This window comes from Microbacterium sp. NPDC056003 (assembly GCF_042274785.1).
Taxonomy (GTDB): Bacteria; Actinomycetota; Actinomycetes; order Actinomycetales; family Microbacteriaceae; genus Microbacterium.
Map to the genome: position 1 here is coordinate 1,576,526 of NZ_JBHJXQ010000001.1, position 15,635 is coordinate 1,592,160.

Here is a 15,635-nt window from a genome sequence, read left to right on the forward strand (position 1 = left end):
CATCGTGACGCGCAACTGGGCGGGCACCTACGACTACACCGCACCGCGGATCGTTCCGGTGTGGAGCGAAGCCGATGTGCTGCGCGAGCTCGCGGGCACCGAAGGTCGTGTGCACGCCCTCGGCACCCGGCACTCGTTCACCGACCTGCCCGATACGACGGGCGCACTGCTCGACCTCGCGGGGCTCGAAGGCGGCTTCGCGCTGGGCGACGGCACCGTCCGGGTGGCTGCGGGAACCCGCTACGGCGTGCTCGCCGCGTGGCTCGATGAGCGCGGCCTCGCCCTGCACAACCTCGGCTCGCTGCCGCACATCTCGGTCGCCGGAGCCACGGCCACCGGCACCCACGGGTCGGGCGACCGCAACGGGGTGCTGACCACCGCGGTGCGCGGCATCCGATTCGCCGATGCCGACGGAGAGGTGCGCGAGGTCCGACGCGGTGACGCCGACTTCGACGCGCTCGCGGTGGGCCTCGGCGCCTACGGCGTGGTGCTGTCCCTCGACATCGAGACGCAGCCGTCGTACCGCGTGCGGCAGGACGTCTATCGAGGAGTGTCGTGGGATGCCGCGCTCGCCGCCCTGGACGAGGTCACCGGCGCCGGCTACAGCGTGTCGGTGTTCACCCGGTGGGAGGAGGCGTCGATCGGGTGGGTGTGGGTCAAGTCCCGCATCGACGCCGACGACCAGCCCGTTCCGGCCGCCCTGCTCGACGGCGTGCTCGACGTCGACGCCGAGCCGCTCGGCGAGCTGGCGGATGTGACCGAACTGCGGGGAGTCCCCGGACCGTGGATGCTGCGGCTGCCGCACTTCCGCCTCGACGGCACGCCCTCGTTCGGAGACGAGATCCAGAGCGAGTACTTCGTCGCCCGCGCGCACGCGCCCGGCGCCCTGCGAGCGATGCGGGAGCTCGGCGACGCCATCCGTCCCCTGCTGTTCGTGAGCGAGCTGCGCACGGCGGCGGCCGACGAGCTCTGGCTGAGCCCTGCATCAGGGCAGGACGTCGTGGCGATCCACTTCACCTGGCGCAACGACCCGACCGGGGTCGCCGCCGTCCTGCCGCGGATCGAGGAGGCTCTGCGGCCGTTCGGCGCGCGCCCGCACTGGGGCAAGCGCCACGGGTTCGACCGCGCTGCGATCGAGCGCGTGCACCCGAAGCTGGCCGACGCCCGCGCTGTGTACGAGCGGCTCGATCCCCGAGGGCGCTTCTCGAACGGCCACCTCGAGCGCGTGGGCTTGCGCGAGGAGCGCTGAGGCGATCCGCGCCGCCGCGAGCCCCGGACTCAGCTCGCCCGGCGGTCGCGCAGCAGGTCGGCGTCGGTGGGTACGCGCACGGGCGTGGTCGAGGCGACCTCGTCGCTGAACTCCTCGGGGGCGGGCTGCACCACCGAGAGAGGACGCGTCTCATCGATCGTGAGCCGGAAGCGGCGCTCCTCGTGCCGGTGCAGGCGCCCCGACACGACCAGCCAGGTCGCGCCGATGGCGAACGCCACGATGGCCGCGCCGGCTCCGAGCAGGATCGCCTGGCGGGGGCCGAACTCGGCGGCGACCCAGCCGACGATCGGCGCCCCGATCGGAGTGCCGCCCATGAGGATGGCCATGTACAGCGCGAGCACACGCCCGCGCAGCGCTGGGTCCGTCGTCGTCTGGACGTAGCCGTTGGCCGTCGTCAGCATCGTCACGACAGCGAACCCGGTGAACATGAGCGTGACGGCATATGCCCAGTACGAAGGCATGAAGGCCGAGACGGCCGCGGCGCCCGCGAAGAGCAGTGTGCCGCCGATGACGACGCGGATGCGGGCCCGATCGCGCCGGGCGGCCATGAGTGCGCCCGCCAGCGAGCCGACCGCGAGGATCGAGCTGAGCAGTCCGTAGCCATCGGCCTCCTGGCCGAATTCGAGTGCCATGGTCGAGGCGAAGATCGGGAAGTTCATGCCGAACGCGCCCACGAGGAACACCATGGCGAATGTCACGAGGAGGTCGGGGCGACGGGCCACGTAGCGGAACCCGTCGGCCAGCCGCGATGCGCCGGTGGCCTTCACGCGCGGCACGAGCTCGTCGGTGCGGATGAGCAGAAGCGCGACGATCATGCCGAGGAAGGTGATGCCGTTGACGAGGAACACCCAGCCGGTGCCGACCGCGACGATCACGACACCGGCGACGGCGGGCCCGATCATCCGCGCGCCGTTGAACGAGGCGGCGTTCAGCGCGACGGCGTTGGAGGCGATCTCGCGCGACACCAGGTCGGAGACGAACGCCTGACGCGCGGGGTTGTCGAACGCGGCGATCACGCCGAGCCCGAGCGCGAACGCGTACATGAGCGGCAGCGTCATCAGTCCGAGGAGCAGCAGGATGCCGATCACGACGCCGACGAGCAGCAGGAGGCTCTGCGTCATGACGAGCAGCTTGCGGCGGTCGAACCTGTCGGCGACGAAGCCGGTCACCCCGACGAGGAGCAGCGGGGGAGCGAACTGCAGCGCCATCGTGACGCCCATCGCGGCGGCGTCGTTGGCGGTGAGCTCGGTCAGCACCACCCAGCTGAGGGCGGTCGCCTGCATCCACGCGCCCACGTTCGAGACGAGGGCGCCGATGAACCAGACGCGGTAGTTGAAGATCGAGAAGGATCGGAACATGGCGCTCACAGAGCGACCATCCGCTGCATGATCTCTGCCGCCTTCGCGAGCGTGTCGCGTTCGCCGGGGGAGAGCTGGTCGAGCGCCGCCTCGACCCACGCGTCGCGCCGACGGGCTGTTTCGTCCACGACGGCGCGGCCGGTGTCGGTCAGCGAGATCACGACCTTGCGGCCGTCGTTCTCGTCTGCGGAGCGCACGACGTAGTCCGATTCCTGCAGGCAGTTGACGGTGCGGTTCATCGACGGGGCGGACACCCGCTCGCGCTCGGCCAGCTCGCCGAGCGTGTGCGGGCCGTGCACCCAGAGGGCCGCGAGCACGGCGAACTGGCCGTCGCTCATCGAGTCGACCGCGCGCTGGGTGCGCATGCGGCGGGCGAGACGGAAGGTCGCGATGCGGAGCGCGGAGGCCGCCGCGGAATGGTCGTCGAGTTGGTCTGTCGTTGTCGTCGAAGTCGTCGTGTCAATGCTCATGCGTTTACTTAGCATAGCTCATTAGTCTTGCTAAACAAATTCCGGATGCCTCGGCCCGAGGCCCCGCATCCGCGCGTCTCCTAGACTTCTGCGCATGCCCGAGTTCACCGATGCGCACGGCATCGCGATCTTCTACGACGTCCATCCCGCGAAGACCGAGCCCCGGGCGGTCGTGCAGCTGCTACACGGTGTCGGGGAGCACGCCGGCCGCTACGGCGCCCTGATCGAGGCGCTCACAGCCGAGGGGTACGCCGTGTGGGCCGCCGACCACCGCGGCCACGGCCGCACCGGCATGACCCAGCACGGCGGGGATGTCGCGCGCCTCGGCCACCTCGGCCCTGGCGGCTTGCGGGCCGCACTCGCCACGATGTGGCAGTTCACCGGGCTGATCCGCGCCGAGAACCCGGACCTTCCGCTCGTGCTACTGGGGCACTCCGGCGGCTCGGTGCTCGCGCAGATGCTGGTCAACGCACACGCCGACGCGTACGACGGCGTGGTGCTGACGGGTTCGGCACTGCGCATGCCGGGGTCGATCCACGCGAGCGGCCTCAACAAGCCCTGGGACGGCCCCGGCGCGATGGGCACGGAGTGGCTGGCGAGCGACCTGTCGGTCGGGCGGGCGTTCCTCGACGATCCGCTCACCACCACCGAAGAGCCGATCAAGCTCATCGGCGTGCTCGACTCGCTGCGGATGTACGGGCTGCCGCGGCGCGACCTCGGTCGCGACATCCCGCTCCTCCTCATGGTCGGCCGTGACGACACGGTGGGCGGACCGCGCAGCGTGCACAAGCTCGCCGACGCGTACCGCACGCGGTCGGGACTCACCGACGTGACGACGCTCGTCTACCCCGACACGCGCCACGAGGTCTTCAACGATGTGACGCAGGAGGACGTCCGGGCCGACCTGCTCGCGTGGCTCGACCAGCGGTTCCCGGTGCGCGTCTGATGTCGTTCGTCATAGAAGTTGACCCCTCGTCATCGAAGCTGACCTTCGTCACTGAACCTGAGCAATTTCGTCACGATGTTGACCTTGCGCATCCGACCGGTTGTGTGAATGGCCGTCTGCGTGAGTGACGTGCGGACTCCAGCCGACGTTGGCGGACGCGGGTTGGACATGTCCAATCTTGCATTATTCCATGTATAAAAGGCCCTATGTATAGGGTGTGGTTCTTTGGGTCCGTTGCACATCCTGAGTAGCGATGTGGAGCGAGGAGAAAGCTGGCCGATTGGGCGCCACCCTTCGACGACTTCGCAATGCGCGCGGCCTTTCGCAAGAGTCGCTCGCGTATCAAGCTGGCATCACGAAGAACCAGCTGCAGCTCATCGAGGCTGGCCGGTCAACGGGCCGACGGGACGATCCGGGGCCTTCAAACCCTCGCATGGCCACGCTCTCGGGACTCGCGGAGGTTCTGGGGATGACAGTCGCGCAGCTTATGGCGGCCGCGGAATTATGAGCGCGAGCTTGTATCGCGGCCAGCTCGAACGTAAGCGCAAGCAGCGCGTCGATGCCGAGCGCAAAGCCGGGGAGTATCGCGCGAAGGAATCCAAGCATCGGACCGATGCTGCAAAGGCCGCGCAGGCGGCTAGTAAGACGAAGAGCGTGGCGACGATGAACTCCAAGCGCCGCGAGGCGGATCGTCGTGAGAAGGACGCCGCTACTGCAGGCGCCGAAGCTGCCCGCTGGCAGTCGCGTGCGAGCGGTTATGCGCGCGAGGAAGCGAGTATTGCGAGCAAGCTCGCGCGCCGAGCGCGCGGAGCAGGACGCCATAGCGCGAGCGGCTAAGCAGGAGCAAGCCCGGGTCGCTCATGGCGTCGCCGCCAGTCAGCGCGCGCTCGAGGCGCGGCTCGACGACGCAGAGCGGGCTGTTGCAGAGGTGAGTCGGCTGCTGCCAGCGCCGAAGCCCGAGAAGCTTAGAGTTCTGCTCCTCGGCGCCTCCGCGGACGGCAGCCTACGAGTTGGGCGGGAGCAGAAGCGCATCCGTGCCGCTGTTGAGTCCTCTCTACACCGGGACCAGATCGAGTTGGATGTGAGACCTGCCGCTACCACCGAGGATCTGCTTGACGGTATCTCGAAGTTCCGGCCACATGTCATCCATTTCTCGGGTCACAGTGATTCGGATCTCATCAAGTTCGAGGAGGAGTTGGATGAGCCTCACGACGAAGTGATCGTGTCCGCGGCGGCTTTTGCCCGAGCGGTCCGTGCCACTGATCAACCGCCCCTCCTCGTGCTACTAAATTCCTGCCGTTCCGCCGGTCACATCGACCACCTCGTGGAGCACGTCACACCGTTCGCCATCGGCATGGCCGATGAGATCGACGACTCGGATGCCATCGCGTACGCCGCACGGTTCTACGCGAACATCGCCAACGGACAGTCCATCGAATCCGCACACCTGGCCGCGAGAGCGGCGCTCGAACTGGCGGGGCTCGACGGCGCCAACCTTCCCACGCTGGCGTGGGCGGAAGATGTCGATCCGGCCACAACTCTCCTTGTTGTGCCTACCGATTAAGAACTCCAGACGGGACGGATATGGCCGAGAACTCGAACAGCGGAAACAACGATGACTGGAAGCGCCCAGTTCAGAAGCGAGGCGCCCAGGACGGACGATTCAGCGAATCCGAACGCCGCTCCGGCGGTGACCGCCGAGTTCCGCCGCCTCCGACGGAGAAAAAGAAGCGCGGCCGATGACGGAACCGGACGACGCCCGCGAGCTGGAGACGAAACTCGACGTAGTCTCCGCAGAACTTGATGCAGAGATCGCCTCGTTCGTGTCTCGCGACTCGGCGATGCAACAGCGAGAGACGATCCTCATAGGAGCTGCGAGCGTCGTCGGTGCGTTGCAGGTCGATACAGCGCTCGGTTGGACGACGGTCGTGAGCCTCGTGCTTGCGTTCATCGCGGCGGTGGAGCCTGACCCGGTTTCCCGGACGGTTCTTGTGTGTTGATCATGCCGCGATTTCTGCGGCGGTGTGAAGGGCTTCATAGTCGGCGGGGCTGAGGTTACCGAGGCTGGTGTGCCGGCGGCGCGGGTTGTAGAACCCCTCGATCCACTCGAACATGGCCGACGCGAGCTGCGTCCGAGAGTCCCAGCTCGTGCGGTCGAGGAGCTCGCGTTGCATCGTCGACCAGAAGTTCTCGATGAGCGCGTTGTCCACGGACGAGGCGACCCTGCCCATCGAGCCGAGCAGCCCGGCCTGGCGCAGGCGGTGTCCGAAGAGCCAGGAGGTGTATTGCGCTCCGCGGTCGGCGTGGACCACGGTGCCCGGTTCAGGTCGGCGTCGCCAGCGGGCCATCTCGAGTGCGTCGACAACGATCTCCCCGGTGATCCGATCCGAGATCGACCACCCGACGATCCTGCGCGAGTAGGCGTCGATGACCGCGGCGCAGTAGACCCACCCATCCTTCGCGCGGTGCTGGGTGATGTCGCAGAACCACAGCCGGTTCGGCGCATCGGCGCGGAACTGCCGCTTCACGAGGTCCTCGTGCGTCGCGGTGTCCGGCTTCCATCCCCGCCGTTTGCGACGGTGCGAGACTCCGACGAGGCCGTCCAGCCGCATCAGCCTCGCGACGCGTTTGCGGGCGACGTGGACGCCGAGCCCGAGCCGCAGCTCGGCGAGCACGCGCGGCGCGCCATAGGTCTCCCGAGAGGCGGCGTGAATGCGTCGGATCGTTGCCATCAGGTCCGCGTCCGCGATCGTGCGCGCCGATGGCGGCCGGCTCGCCCAGTCGTAGTAGCCGGAGGTCGAGACCTTCAGGAACCGGCAGGCCACCGCGACGGGGATCCCGTCTGCGGCGAGCTCCTGGACCAGCCGGAACCCTATTTTGGGAGCACGTTCTCCCTGGCGAAGTACGCCGAAGCACGCTTGAGGATCTCGTTCTCCATCTCCAGCACCCGCAGCCGGCGCCGCAGCTCGACGAGCTCCTTGTGCTCATCGGTCGTCAGACCGGGCTTGCGGCCGCTGTCGACAGCGTCGCGGTTCATCCAGTTGCGAAGACAGGACTCGCTGATCCCCAGATCTCGGGCCGTCTGCGCGACGGGGTTTCCTTGGGCGACCAGATCCAGGGCTCGACGCCGAAACTCCGGCGAATGTGCAGCAGGCATCTCACGGACTCCTTCCGAGACGATCATCGCCTCAACTCAGGTGTCCGGAAAAGCGGGTCAGGCTCCGGTCCCTTCAGGTGGATCAGGAGTGGATCGGCTTCCCGAAGGAGCCGCCGTCTGGCCCATTGATACAACTAGGTCCCGACATTTCACAACGTTCGGCAGGCGAACCCGGTCGGAACCGAGTCGTCAGGGCGCGGACCGCACATCCAGTGGAAGCGCCGAAGCAAAGGGGACGCATGAGTCTCCTCCGGCCACCTTGAACGGCTGGGGGCCCAAACAGTCTGAGCCGGAAGCTTGTTGACGGCAGGCAGCCACGTCGCTACTCTCGTGCCAAGACGTTTTGGCAAAACGTCTTGGCACCTGTTCTGCAATCTCACATCAAGGATGAATGGAGTCGAAGTGATGAAGCTTCGCACGCAAGTGACTGGGCGCGGTCGTCGCGTCGTCGTCGCAGCCGCAGCGGTCAGTATCGCGGCCCTGGCACTCTCCGGTTGCGGGGCCGGCGGCGGCGGGGGAGGGGAAACCGCCGGTGGCGACCTGACGATTGTCGTCGAGGGTGGTGGTAAGGCTGAGCTGCAGCCGATTGCCGACCTCTACCAGGAGGAGACTGGCACCGCAGTCACACTCGTCGAACTCCCGTACGCGGGTCTGTACGACCGCATCTCCTCCGAGCTGCAGGCCGGCGACCCGTCGTTCGACATCGCCGCGCTCGATGCGATCTGGCTGCCGGCGTTCGCTCCGGGTCTCGCGCCGCTGGATGACCTGTTCACCGATGACGTGCAGTCTGATCTCTTCGGCGGCCTCGTCAGCGAATCGCAGGTTGACGGTACTTTCGTCGGGATGCCGGTATGGACGAACTCCGAGATCCTCTTCTATCGCACCGACCTCTTCGAAGACGCGACGAATATGGCCGACTTCGAGGCCGAATACGGGTATCCCCTCGCCCCGCCCACCACGTGGGAGCAGTACCGCGACATCGCCGAGTTCTTCACCCGAGACACCGACGGTGACGGGGAGATCGACCTGTATGGCACGGACGTCAAGGGGGCGGTCGAGACCGAGTGGCTGGCGACCGTCTCGCAGGCCGGCGAAGAAAGCATGGTCGTCGACACTGACAGCGGTGAGGTTACCATCGACAACGCTGCGCACAAGGAAGCCCTCGACTACTACATCAGCCTGCTGCCGTACGCGCCGTCCGGCGCCGCGCAGCTGGACTGGGCGGGGGCGCAGAACCTGTTCTACCAGGGGAACCTCGCCATGATGCGGTTCTGGGGTCACGCATACCGCCAGACCCCGGAGGACTCGCCGGTGAAGGACCAGATCGGTGTCGCGCCGATGATTGGCGGACCCGGCGGTGTCGCGGGTGTCCCGGGCGCCTGGTACCTGTCGGTGCCCAGCTCCGGTGACAACCAGGACGCTGCCCAGGACTTCATCGCCTTCGCGTACGAGCACAACGACCTCGCCGCCGATACCTCCCTCGGCCTGGTCGCTCGCAAGAGTGCGTTCGAGAGCAAGGACGGCGAAGCCGGCTACGAGAACTACCCGGCGTTGGTTGAGACGCTTGAGTCGCCGCAGTCACTGCCCCGCCCGGCTACGCCGCAGTGGCAGGAGATCGTGGACTCGGTGCTGATTCCGATGATTCAGAAGGCCGTCGAACCCGGCGCGGACACCGCGCAGCTCCTGTCCGACGCGAAGTCCCAGATCGAGTCCATCGTCGAATAGACGGTCACGTTCAGAAAGCTCTTCGTGCAAACTCTCGCTCCTTCCACTCGGGTTGGGGTGGCCGCGGCCACCCCAACCCGGGGTACCCGACGGCCCCGTCGGCATCTCAGCAAGGACGCCGGTGACCGCCGGTTCGCGTTGCTGCTGATGGCGCCCGCTGCCCTATTCCTCGCTGGATTCGTGGTGTGGCCGCTGATCCGCTTCGTCTACGACAGCTTCTTCGAAATTTCCCCGTTCGCAGGCGCGCCCCGGACCTTCGTGGGGTCCGCCAACTACGCCACGGCGTTCGCCTCGGAAGCGTTCCAGTCGGCATCAGTGCGCACAGTCATTTACACCGTGTTCGTGGTCGCAGCCGAGTTCGTGCTCGGACTCGCGGTGGCGCTGCTGTTCACCGCCCTCGGCAAGCGCTCCGCGGTGTTCCGCACCGTGTTCATGTACCCGCTGATGATCGCCCCCGTCGTGGCAGGCTTGCTGTGGCGGTTCCTGCTAATCGACAACTTCGGCATCGTCAACCAACTGCTCTACGAAGCGGGGATCCTCTCCAGCCCCGACCAGATCCAATGGCTCAGCGACCCGAACATCGCGCTGTTCTCGGTCGCCATCCCCGACATCTGGCTGACCACATCATTCATCACGCTGGTTCTCTTCGCCGGCCTGCAGAACGTCCCCGGCGACGTGATCGAGGCGGCCCGTATCGACGGCGCCCGATACCCGCGCATCTTGTTCAGCATCATCATCCCGCTGCTGCGTCCGGTCATCGCGGTCGCCCTCATTGTCCGCGGCATTGACGCTGCTCGAGCGTTCGACATCATCCTGATCCAGACCGACGGGGGCCCCCAGGGCAGCACCACCACACTGAGCCTACTCATCTACCGAACCATGACGCGCTTCGGCGACCCCGGACTGGCCAGCGCCATGGGCACTGTCTACCTCATCGTCATGCTGGCCGTCGCTATCGCCGCCATCATGCTGATCTGGCGGCCAGGAGGCAGCGCACGATGAACCCTCTCGAGACGCGCGGCAAGAGCCGCATCCTGCTGTGGGTGCTGCTCGCGACCGCCATCATCCTCTACGGCTTCCCGTTCCTCTACCTGCTGCTGACCTCGTTCAAGCCGCCGCTGGACGCCATCGCCGTGCCGCCGTCCGTCTGGCCAGAGACCTGGACGCTCGACAACTACGTGTCCGCTCTGACGCGCGAGGGGGTTCCGGAAGCGCTCATCAATAGCGTCGTCACTGCGGTGATCTCCACGGTGCTCTCGTTGGTGCTTGCGGTGCCCGCCGCCTATGCGATCACACGGTTCCGCACACCGAGCGGCCGCGTGTTCATCGTCGCCGCACTCGTCACCCGCATGGTTCCCACCATCGCGGTCGGCGCGCCGCTCATCGAAGTGATGCGCACCCTTGGTCTCACCGATACCTCCTTTGGCCTGGCGTTGGCGCACACGACCATCTCGTTGCCGTTGTCCATCTGGCTGATGGCGAGCTTCTTCGAGGCCGTGCCAGACGAACTGAGCGAGGCAGCCGAAGTCGACGGCTGCAACAGGTTCCAGGCGATGATGCGTGTTGTCCTGCCGGTCGTCTCCGGGGGGCTGGCTGTGACCGCGATCTTTGCGTTCCTCGCCTCGTGGAACGAGTTCCTCTTCGCGCTGCTGCTTACCTCCGTCCGCGCCCAGACCACCCCTGTCGTCATCGCGAACTTCCAGAGCCAGTTCGGGCTGGACTGGGGCGGGATGACTGCCCTGGCTGCGGTCTACTCTGTCCCCGTCATCCTCCTCACACTGTTCCTGCAGCGTCAGATCGTCGCGGGCCTGACGCTGGGCGCCGTCAAGGGTTGAGACACCGACACCACGGAGAACCACATGTCGAACAGCAACTTCTACGACGTCACCGCATGGCCGCGGGGGAACCCCGTCGACGACATCGGTGAGGTGATCAACAGCATCATCAACCATGTGAAGGAACGACAGCAGAACTCAGATTCGGACGGGTTGGGCAAGCCCGGCGCCGTGATCTACATCCCACCCGGAGATTACCGCCTGCGCACCCAGGTGCTCATCGACGTCAGCTTCATCCGCATTCAGGGGTCGGGCCACGGGTTCACGTCGTCAAGCATCCGATTCAACGTGCCGGAGGCCGAGTGGCCCGGACTTCACGAGCTGTGGCCGGGCGGTAGCCGCATCCTCGTCGACCTGCCCATTCACCCAAGTCAGGCCCAGGACGACGGCGCCGCGTTCCGCGTTGCGCGCAGCGGAGACCCGCGGATCAGCTCTGTCGAGTTCATCGACTTCTGCATCGACGGACTTCACTACACCGGCAATGGACCCGGCGCAAACCCGGAGAACTCCTACGTCAACGGCAAGACCGGCATCCACGTCGTCGACCCGAACGACTCGTTCAAGGTGCGGGGGATGGGTTTCATCTACCTCGAGCATGCTCTGACCATCTGCAAGGCCGACGCCCTGTCCATCCATGACAACTTCATCGCGGAGTGCGGGACCTGCATCGAACTGCGCGATTGGGGCCAGGCGTCCAAGATCACCGACAACATGATCGGGGCCGGCCCTGCGGGTCACTCCATTTATGCCGAGAACCACGGTGGGCTACTCATCACCGCCAACAACGTGTTCCCGCGCGGTGAGAGCAGCATCCGCTTGCGCGGCGTGACCCGCTCCAGTCTGACCAACAACCGGCTCCATTCGTTCTACCCCGGAATGGTCGTTCTCGAAGCGGACAGCTCGGAGAACCTGGTGTCCTCCAATCACTTCCTCCGGGACCACGAACCGTGGACGCCCTTCCTCGGTGTGGACAACGGGCTCGACGACCTGTACGGCCTGCTGCGCATCAGCGGCAGCAACAACTCGGTCGTCGGCAACCACTTCTCCGCGATCATCGACCAGGGAACAATTCGCCCGGATGGCGCGACGCCGGCAATCATCCGTGTGGAATCCGGCGCGGGCAATTACATCGCCACGAACCACATCGTCGCACGGGACGTCCACGCCACGACCAGCGACTCCTGCTACGCCGCACAAGTCGACGCGCTGCTCTCAACCGGCGCAGCCCAGGATCTTGCCGTCACGACCGTCCTCGTCGAGAGCGCCGCAACCGGCAACACGGTTCTCGATTCTGGCCGCGAGGACCAAGTTGTCGTAGACAGGGCTGTGAACGCATTCCGTCCGACCCCGTCGGTGCCCCCGGTTGGCACGCGTCGCTGATGACAATCGCGCCATCCCATCCCGAGAGAACACAGAGTTGAAGCAACCCAGAGTCACGATCAAGCAGGTCGCAGCCGAAGCCGGCGTGTCGATCACCACGGTGTCGCATGTCCTCAACGATGTCGCCGGGCTTCGCGTCAACCCGGTGACCCGGGATCGGATCCATGAGGTCGCCCAGCGCCTCGGCTACGTTCCGAACGGACTGGCCCAGTCCCTCCGCACCCAGAGGTCGAACACCATCGGCCTGATCGGCGACGAGATCGTCACCACTCCGTTCGCGGGCAAACTCATCCTTGGCGCGCAGGAAGTGGCGATGGCGCGAGACGCTGTCATGTTCGTGGTCTCAACCGGCTACCAGCGCGATGTGGAAGTGCGCGCCATCGACGAGTTCCTCCGGCGGCAAGTGGACGGCGTCATCTACGCGTCCATGTTTCACCGCGATGTGCAACTGCCAGCGCGACTTGCCTCCGTCCCGACTGTCTTCCTGAACGCGGAGTGCGCCACGCCCGGTGTGCCGTGGGTTGCGCCCGACGAGGTCTCGGGCGGCCGCGACGCCGCGAGCATCCTCCTGGAGGCCGGCCACCGGCGCTTGGGTTTCATCAACAACGTCGACGACATCCCGGCGTCGTCGGGCCGGCTGGAAGGGTTCCGGAAGCGGCTGGGGGAGGAAGGAATCGCTCCCGAGGAGCTCGCTGTCGTCGCCGTGGAATCCGAATCCCCGGGCGGGTACGCCGCCGCGATGGAGCTCCTCACTCGTCAGCCGCGACCCACCGGGATCTTCTGCTTCAACGACCGGCTTGCGATGGGCGCGTACCGCGCTGCAGCAGAACTCGGGCTTCGAGTCCCGGAGGATCTGTCGATTGTCGGCTTCGACAATCAGGAGTACGTCGCGGACGGCATCTACCCCGGGCTGACGACGATTGAGCTGCCCCACTACGACATGGGTGTGTGGGCAGCAGAGCGGCTGTTCAACCGAATTGACGGTGGCAACGGCAACGTGCCCACAGCGCTCCTGCGCGGACCAATTGTTCATCGGGAGTCCGTCGCGCCTCCCCGCACCACCTGACTCTGAGCACCTGAAAGGTCAAAACCACGATGCGCCCTGCGCTCCATTTCACTCCCGCATCGGGCTGGATCAACGACCCTCACGGCATTACCGCCCGGGACGGGAAGTACGACGTGTTCTATCAGTACGTTCCGAACCGGACCGTCTGGGCCCCCAACTGCAACTGGGGTCACGCCACAGGATCTGACCTGCTCACACTTACCGAACAGCCCGTTGCCATCGCCCCAGGTGACGGCGACGACGGAATCTGGACGGGATGCATCGTCGAGGACGGCAGCGACACGACTGCGTTCTACACGGCGACGTCGATTCCGGACTTCGGGATCGGTCGGGTACGTGTCGCACACCCCGCGGATGAAGAATGGAACTCCTGGGTGAAGGGTGACGTTGTCGTCCAGGCCCCCGCAGGCCTGGACCTTATAGCTTTCCGTGACCCCTTCATTCGTCGTGATGGCGACATCTGGCGGATGTTCGTTGGTGCCGCAGGGCGCGACGGCACCGCCATGGCGCTGACCTACACGTCACCGGATCTGGCTGTTTGGGAGTACGAGGGAGTCGCACTGCAGCGGCACACCTCCGAACAAGAGCCGGTCTGGGCCGGGGCGTTGTGGGAGTGCCCGCAAGTGTTCGACCTCGGCGGAGGATCGGTGATGGTGTCCTCGGTCTGGGACGCCGATGTGCTTCACTACGCCGCGTACGCGCTGGGCTCCTTCAGCGATGGCCAGTTCAGTCCGAATCAGTGGGGACGGCTCACCTGGGGTGACAGCCTGTATGCGCCCTCCCTGTTTACTGACGCGGACGGCCAGCTCACCCTCAGCTTCTGGCTGCGAGGTATTCAAGGCGACGGGTGGGCCGGCGCGCACAGCGTCCCGTACCGCCTAGAGATCAGCGAGGGGCGACTGGTCGCTCGCCCGCACCCGGACGTTGCGGCGCATCGCCGTGAACGGTCCGTCGATGGAAGGGTGCCCAGCCTTGCCGCGGACATCGACTGGGCTTCCACCCTGGGAACACTCACCGTTCGATCCGGGGGGCAGGTGGCTGTCACCGTCGCCCTCTCGGGCGGCGAAGCATCGGTCACCACGGCTTCAGGCACCGTAGTCTTCCCCGTTCAGGGGACGCTCCGTGTGATCTTGGACGGCCCAGTGCTCGAAGTGTCCTCACTCGCCGGCGTTCTTGCGGCGGCGGCACAACCGGCCGGTCAGGACCTAGAGATCTCGGTGTCCGCCGGCGAACTCGAGGTGTATCCACTGGCGTAGGTGCACGGCTCCTGGTTTCGACAAAGGGGCTGACGCGCCGCTCCGACCATCGGCGGACGTCCGGCGCCTCCCCTTCGTCACCGCATCACGCCGTTATCCTGTTCCGATGGGGACCGACATCGAACGCGCCAATCGAGCGCCTCGTGCACGGATCGCCGATGTCGCCGCCGCTGCAGGCGTTTCCATCACCACGGTCTCCCACGCTATGAGCGGCGCCCGCACCGTAAACCCGCAGACCCGCGACCGAATTCTCGAGGCTGCGGCTCGTCTCGGCTACGTCCCTGATCGAATCGCCAGTGGGCTCCGAAGGCGGCGCACGAGCCTAGTCGGCTTCATCGGCGACCACGTCTCCACGACGCCATTCGCGGGCCGCCTGATCTCCGGGGCCCGGGCGGCAGGGCATCAGCGAGACATCCTTCTGCTGGTGGCCGAATCCGACGGCGAGCCCGAGCGAGAGCAGTCCCTTATTGAACGGCTGACCGCGCAGCGCGTAGATGGCATCTTGCTCGCACGGATGTACCACCAACGTATTGACCACCCTGTGCTTCCCGCCGATCTCCCCGTCGTACTGCTGAATGCGGCACCAGAGCTTGGATGGGAGGCGGACGCCGTCATTCCAGATGAGGCGCAGATCGCGATGCTCGCCACGAATCGGCTACTGGACGCCGGTCATCGTCGCATCGCGTTGGCCAACACGGTCGACCAGTCGCGCGCTGCGCGTGCAAGACTCATCGGGATCAGGGCTGCGCTGGGGGAGCGAGGGCTGGATCTTTCCAACGACCATATCGCCTGGGTCGTCTCCACCGCCGCTGGTGGCCGTGCAGCCGGGGAGCAGCTGCTTGCTCTCCCTGATCGACCCACCGGCATCGTCTGCTTCAACGATCAAGTTGCAATGGGCGTGATGCAGGCTGCCGCCCGGCAGGGCATCCGAGTTCCCGAGGGTCTTTCAGTGGTGGGGGTTGATGACTTGCATCCGGTCGCCGACGCGCTCGACCCCGGACTGACCACCGTCGCACTTCCGCATGCCGAGATGGGCTCATGGGCTATGACACGGCTCATCGCTCGGCTTGACGGCGCGGAGGTGGGTCCGCCGGAACTGCGTCTGATGGACGGGTGGCTCGTCGAGCGTGGGTCCGTCGCTGCGGTCGACTGAAGGGCGGGGTGTCGGCGCG

At 66.3% G+C, this 15,635-nt stretch carries 17 protein-coding genes; 13 read left to right on the plus strand and 4 right to left on the minus strand.

Annotated features, from left to right (window positions below):
* The first annotated feature begins 4 nt into the window (after positions 1-4).
* Positions 5-1,249 carry a D-arabinono-1,4-lactone oxidase gene (locus ACFC1W_RS07335; protein WP_375990429.1) on the plus strand — a complete coding sequence of 415 codons (1,245 nt, stop codon included), beginning with the start codon at positions 5-7 and terminating at the stop codon, positions 1,247-1,249.
* A gap of 29 nt (positions 1,250-1,278) precedes the next feature.
* Here the strand turns inward: ACFC1W_RS07335 and ACFC1W_RS07340 are convergent, their stop codons facing one another.
* Positions 1,279-2,628, minus strand: a complete 1,350-nt coding sequence (locus ACFC1W_RS07340; protein ID WP_375991445.1) for an MFS transporter — start codon at positions 2,626-2,628, stop codon at positions 1,279-1,281.
* A gap of 5 nt (positions 2,629-2,633) precedes the next feature.
* Positions 2,634-3,098, minus strand: a complete 465-nt coding sequence (locus tag ACFC1W_RS07345) for a MarR family winged helix-turn-helix transcriptional regulator (RefSeq protein WP_375990432.1) — start codon at positions 3,096-3,098, stop codon at positions 2,634-2,636.
* Between the two features lie 94 nt (positions 3,099-3,192).
* Between ACFC1W_RS07345 and ACFC1W_RS07350 the strand changes: the two genes are divergently transcribed.
* The 5 genes from ACFC1W_RS07350 (at position 3,193) to ACFC1W_RS07370 (ending at position 6,044) form a co-directional block, all read left to right on the plus strand.
* Positions 3,193-4,044 carry an alpha/beta hydrolase gene (locus ACFC1W_RS07350; protein ID WP_375990435.1) on the plus strand — a complete coding sequence of 284 codons (852 nt, stop codon included), beginning with the start codon at positions 3,193-3,195 and terminating at the stop codon, positions 4,042-4,044.
* 253 nt (positions 4,045-4,297) lie between these two features.
* On the plus strand, positions 4,298-4,552 hold the full coding sequence (locus ACFC1W_RS07355; RefSeq protein WP_375990438.1) for a helix-turn-helix domain-containing protein: 255 nt from the start codon (positions 4,298-4,300) through the stop codon (positions 4,550-4,552).
* 8 nt (positions 4,553-4,560) lie between these two features.
* Positions 4,561-4,881 carry a hypothetical protein gene (locus tag ACFC1W_RS07360; protein WP_375990441.1) on the plus strand — a complete coding sequence of 107 codons (321 nt, stop codon included), beginning with the start codon at positions 4,561-4,563 and terminating at the stop codon, positions 4,879-4,881.
* Positions 4,823-5,608: a CHAT domain-containing protein gene (locus tag ACFC1W_RS07365; protein ID WP_375990444.1), complete on the plus strand. Its 786-nt coding sequence runs from the start codon at positions 4,823-4,825 to the stop codon at positions 5,606-5,608. The genes ACFC1W_RS07360 and ACFC1W_RS07365 overlap by 59 nt, the downstream gene beginning before the upstream one ends.
* A gap of 175 nt (positions 5,609-5,783) precedes the next feature.
* Positions 5,784-6,044 (plus strand): hypothetical protein, encoded by a 261-nt coding sequence (locus ACFC1W_RS07370; RefSeq protein WP_375990447.1) that lies wholly within the window; start codon positions 5,784-5,786, stop codon positions 6,042-6,044.
* Here ACFC1W_RS07370 and ACFC1W_RS07375 read toward each other — a convergent pair whose 3' ends face one another.
* Complete coding sequence (locus ACFC1W_RS07375) at positions 6,045-6,869, minus strand: IS3 family transposase (protein WP_375990450.1); 825 nt, start codon at positions 6,867-6,869, stop codon at positions 6,045-6,047.
* A 47-nt stretch (positions 6,870-6,916) separates the two neighbouring features.
* Positions 6,917-7,228, minus strand: coding sequence for a transposase (locus ACFC1W_RS07380; protein ID WP_375990453.1), 312 nt, complete (start codon positions 7,226-7,228; stop codon positions 6,917-6,919).
* A gap of 378 nt (positions 7,229-7,606) precedes the next feature.
* Here ACFC1W_RS07380 and ACFC1W_RS07385 point away from each other — a divergent pair, with 378 nt between their 5' ends.
* The 7 genes from ACFC1W_RS07385 (at position 7,607) to ACFC1W_RS07415 (ending at position 15,616) form a co-directional block, all read left to right on the plus strand.
* Entirely contained in the window at positions 7,607-8,926 is a 1,320-nt protein-coding gene (locus tag ACFC1W_RS07385) for an ABC transporter substrate-binding protein (protein WP_375990456.1), read from the plus strand.
* Positions 8,927-9,073: 147 nt separating this feature from the next.
* Positions 9,074-9,928, plus strand: coding sequence for a carbohydrate ABC transporter permease (locus tag ACFC1W_RS07390; RefSeq protein ID WP_375991448.1), 855 nt, complete (start codon positions 9,074-9,076; stop codon positions 9,926-9,928).
* Positions 9,925-10,761 carry a carbohydrate ABC transporter permease gene (locus tag ACFC1W_RS07395; RefSeq protein WP_375990459.1) on the plus strand — a complete coding sequence of 279 codons (837 nt, stop codon included), beginning with the start codon at positions 9,925-9,927 and terminating at the stop codon, positions 10,759-10,761. Before ACFC1W_RS07390 ends, ACFC1W_RS07395 begins: the two co-directional genes overlap by 4 nt.
* Before the next feature lie 24 nt (positions 10,762-10,785).
* Complete coding sequence (locus tag ACFC1W_RS07400; RefSeq protein ID WP_375990462.1) at positions 10,786-12,141, plus strand: right-handed parallel beta-helix repeat-containing protein; 1,356 nt, start codon at positions 10,786-10,788, stop codon at positions 12,139-12,141.
* Between the two features lie 37 nt (positions 12,142-12,178).
* On the plus strand, positions 12,179-13,207 hold the full coding sequence (locus tag ACFC1W_RS07405) for a LacI family DNA-binding transcriptional regulator (protein WP_375991450.1): 1,029 nt from the start codon (positions 12,179-12,181) through the stop codon (positions 13,205-13,207).
* A gap of 29 nt (positions 13,208-13,236) precedes the next feature.
* Positions 13,237-14,463 (plus strand): glycoside hydrolase family 32 protein, encoded by a 1,227-nt coding sequence (locus tag ACFC1W_RS07410; RefSeq protein ID WP_375990465.1) that lies wholly within the window; start codon positions 13,237-13,239, stop codon positions 14,461-14,463.
* Positions 14,464-14,569: 106 nt separating this feature from the next.
* Positions 14,570-15,616, plus strand: coding sequence for a LacI family DNA-binding transcriptional regulator (locus ACFC1W_RS07415; RefSeq protein ID WP_375990468.1), 1,047 nt, complete (start codon positions 14,570-14,572; stop codon positions 15,614-15,616).
* Positions 15,617-15,635: the final 19 nt, after the last annotated feature.

Coding starts and splice junctions, on each gene's coding strand:
- ACFC1W_RS07340 (WP_375991445.1), bottom strand. CDS start 2,628: ATGTTCCGATCCTTCTCGATCTTCAACTACCGCGTCTGGTTCATCGGC.
- ACFC1W_RS07345 (WP_375990432.1), bottom strand. CDS start 3,098: ATGAGCATTGACACGACGACTTCGACGACAACGACAGACCAACTCGAC.
- ACFC1W_RS07350 (WP_375990435.1), top strand. CDS start 3,193: ATGCCCGAGTTCACCGATGCGCACGGCATCGCGATCTTCTACGACGTC.
- ACFC1W_RS07355 (WP_375990438.1), top strand. CDS start 4,298: ATGTGGAGCGAGGAGAAAGCTGGCCGATTGGGCGCCACCCTTCGACGA.
- ACFC1W_RS07370 (WP_375990447.1), top strand. CDS start 5,784: ATGACGGAACCGGACGACGCCCGCGAGCTGGAGACGAAACTCGACGTA.
- ACFC1W_RS07380 (WP_375990453.1), bottom strand. CDS start 7,228: ATGATCGTCTCGGAAGGAGTCCGTGAGATGCCTGCTGCACATTCGCCG.
- ACFC1W_RS07385 (WP_375990456.1), top strand. CDS start 7,607: ATGAAGCTTCGCACGCAAGTGACTGGGCGCGGTCGTCGCGTCGTCGTC.
- ACFC1W_RS07390 (WP_375991448.1), top strand. CDS start 9,074: ATGGCGCCCGCTGCCCTATTCCTCGCTGGATTCGTGGTGTGGCCGCTG.
- ACFC1W_RS07395 (WP_375990459.1), top strand. CDS start 9,925: ATGAACCCTCTCGAGACGCGCGGCAAGAGCCGCATCCTGCTGTGGGTG.
- ACFC1W_RS07400 (WP_375990462.1), top strand. CDS start 10,786: ATGTCGAACAGCAACTTCTACGACGTCACCGCATGGCCGCGGGGGAAC.
- ACFC1W_RS07410 (WP_375990465.1), top strand. CDS start 13,237: ATGCGCCCTGCGCTCCATTTCACTCCCGCATCGGGCTGGATCAACGAC.
- ACFC1W_RS07415 (WP_375990468.1), top strand. CDS start 14,570: ATGGGGACCGACATCGAACGCGCCAATCGAGCGCCTCGTGCACGGATC.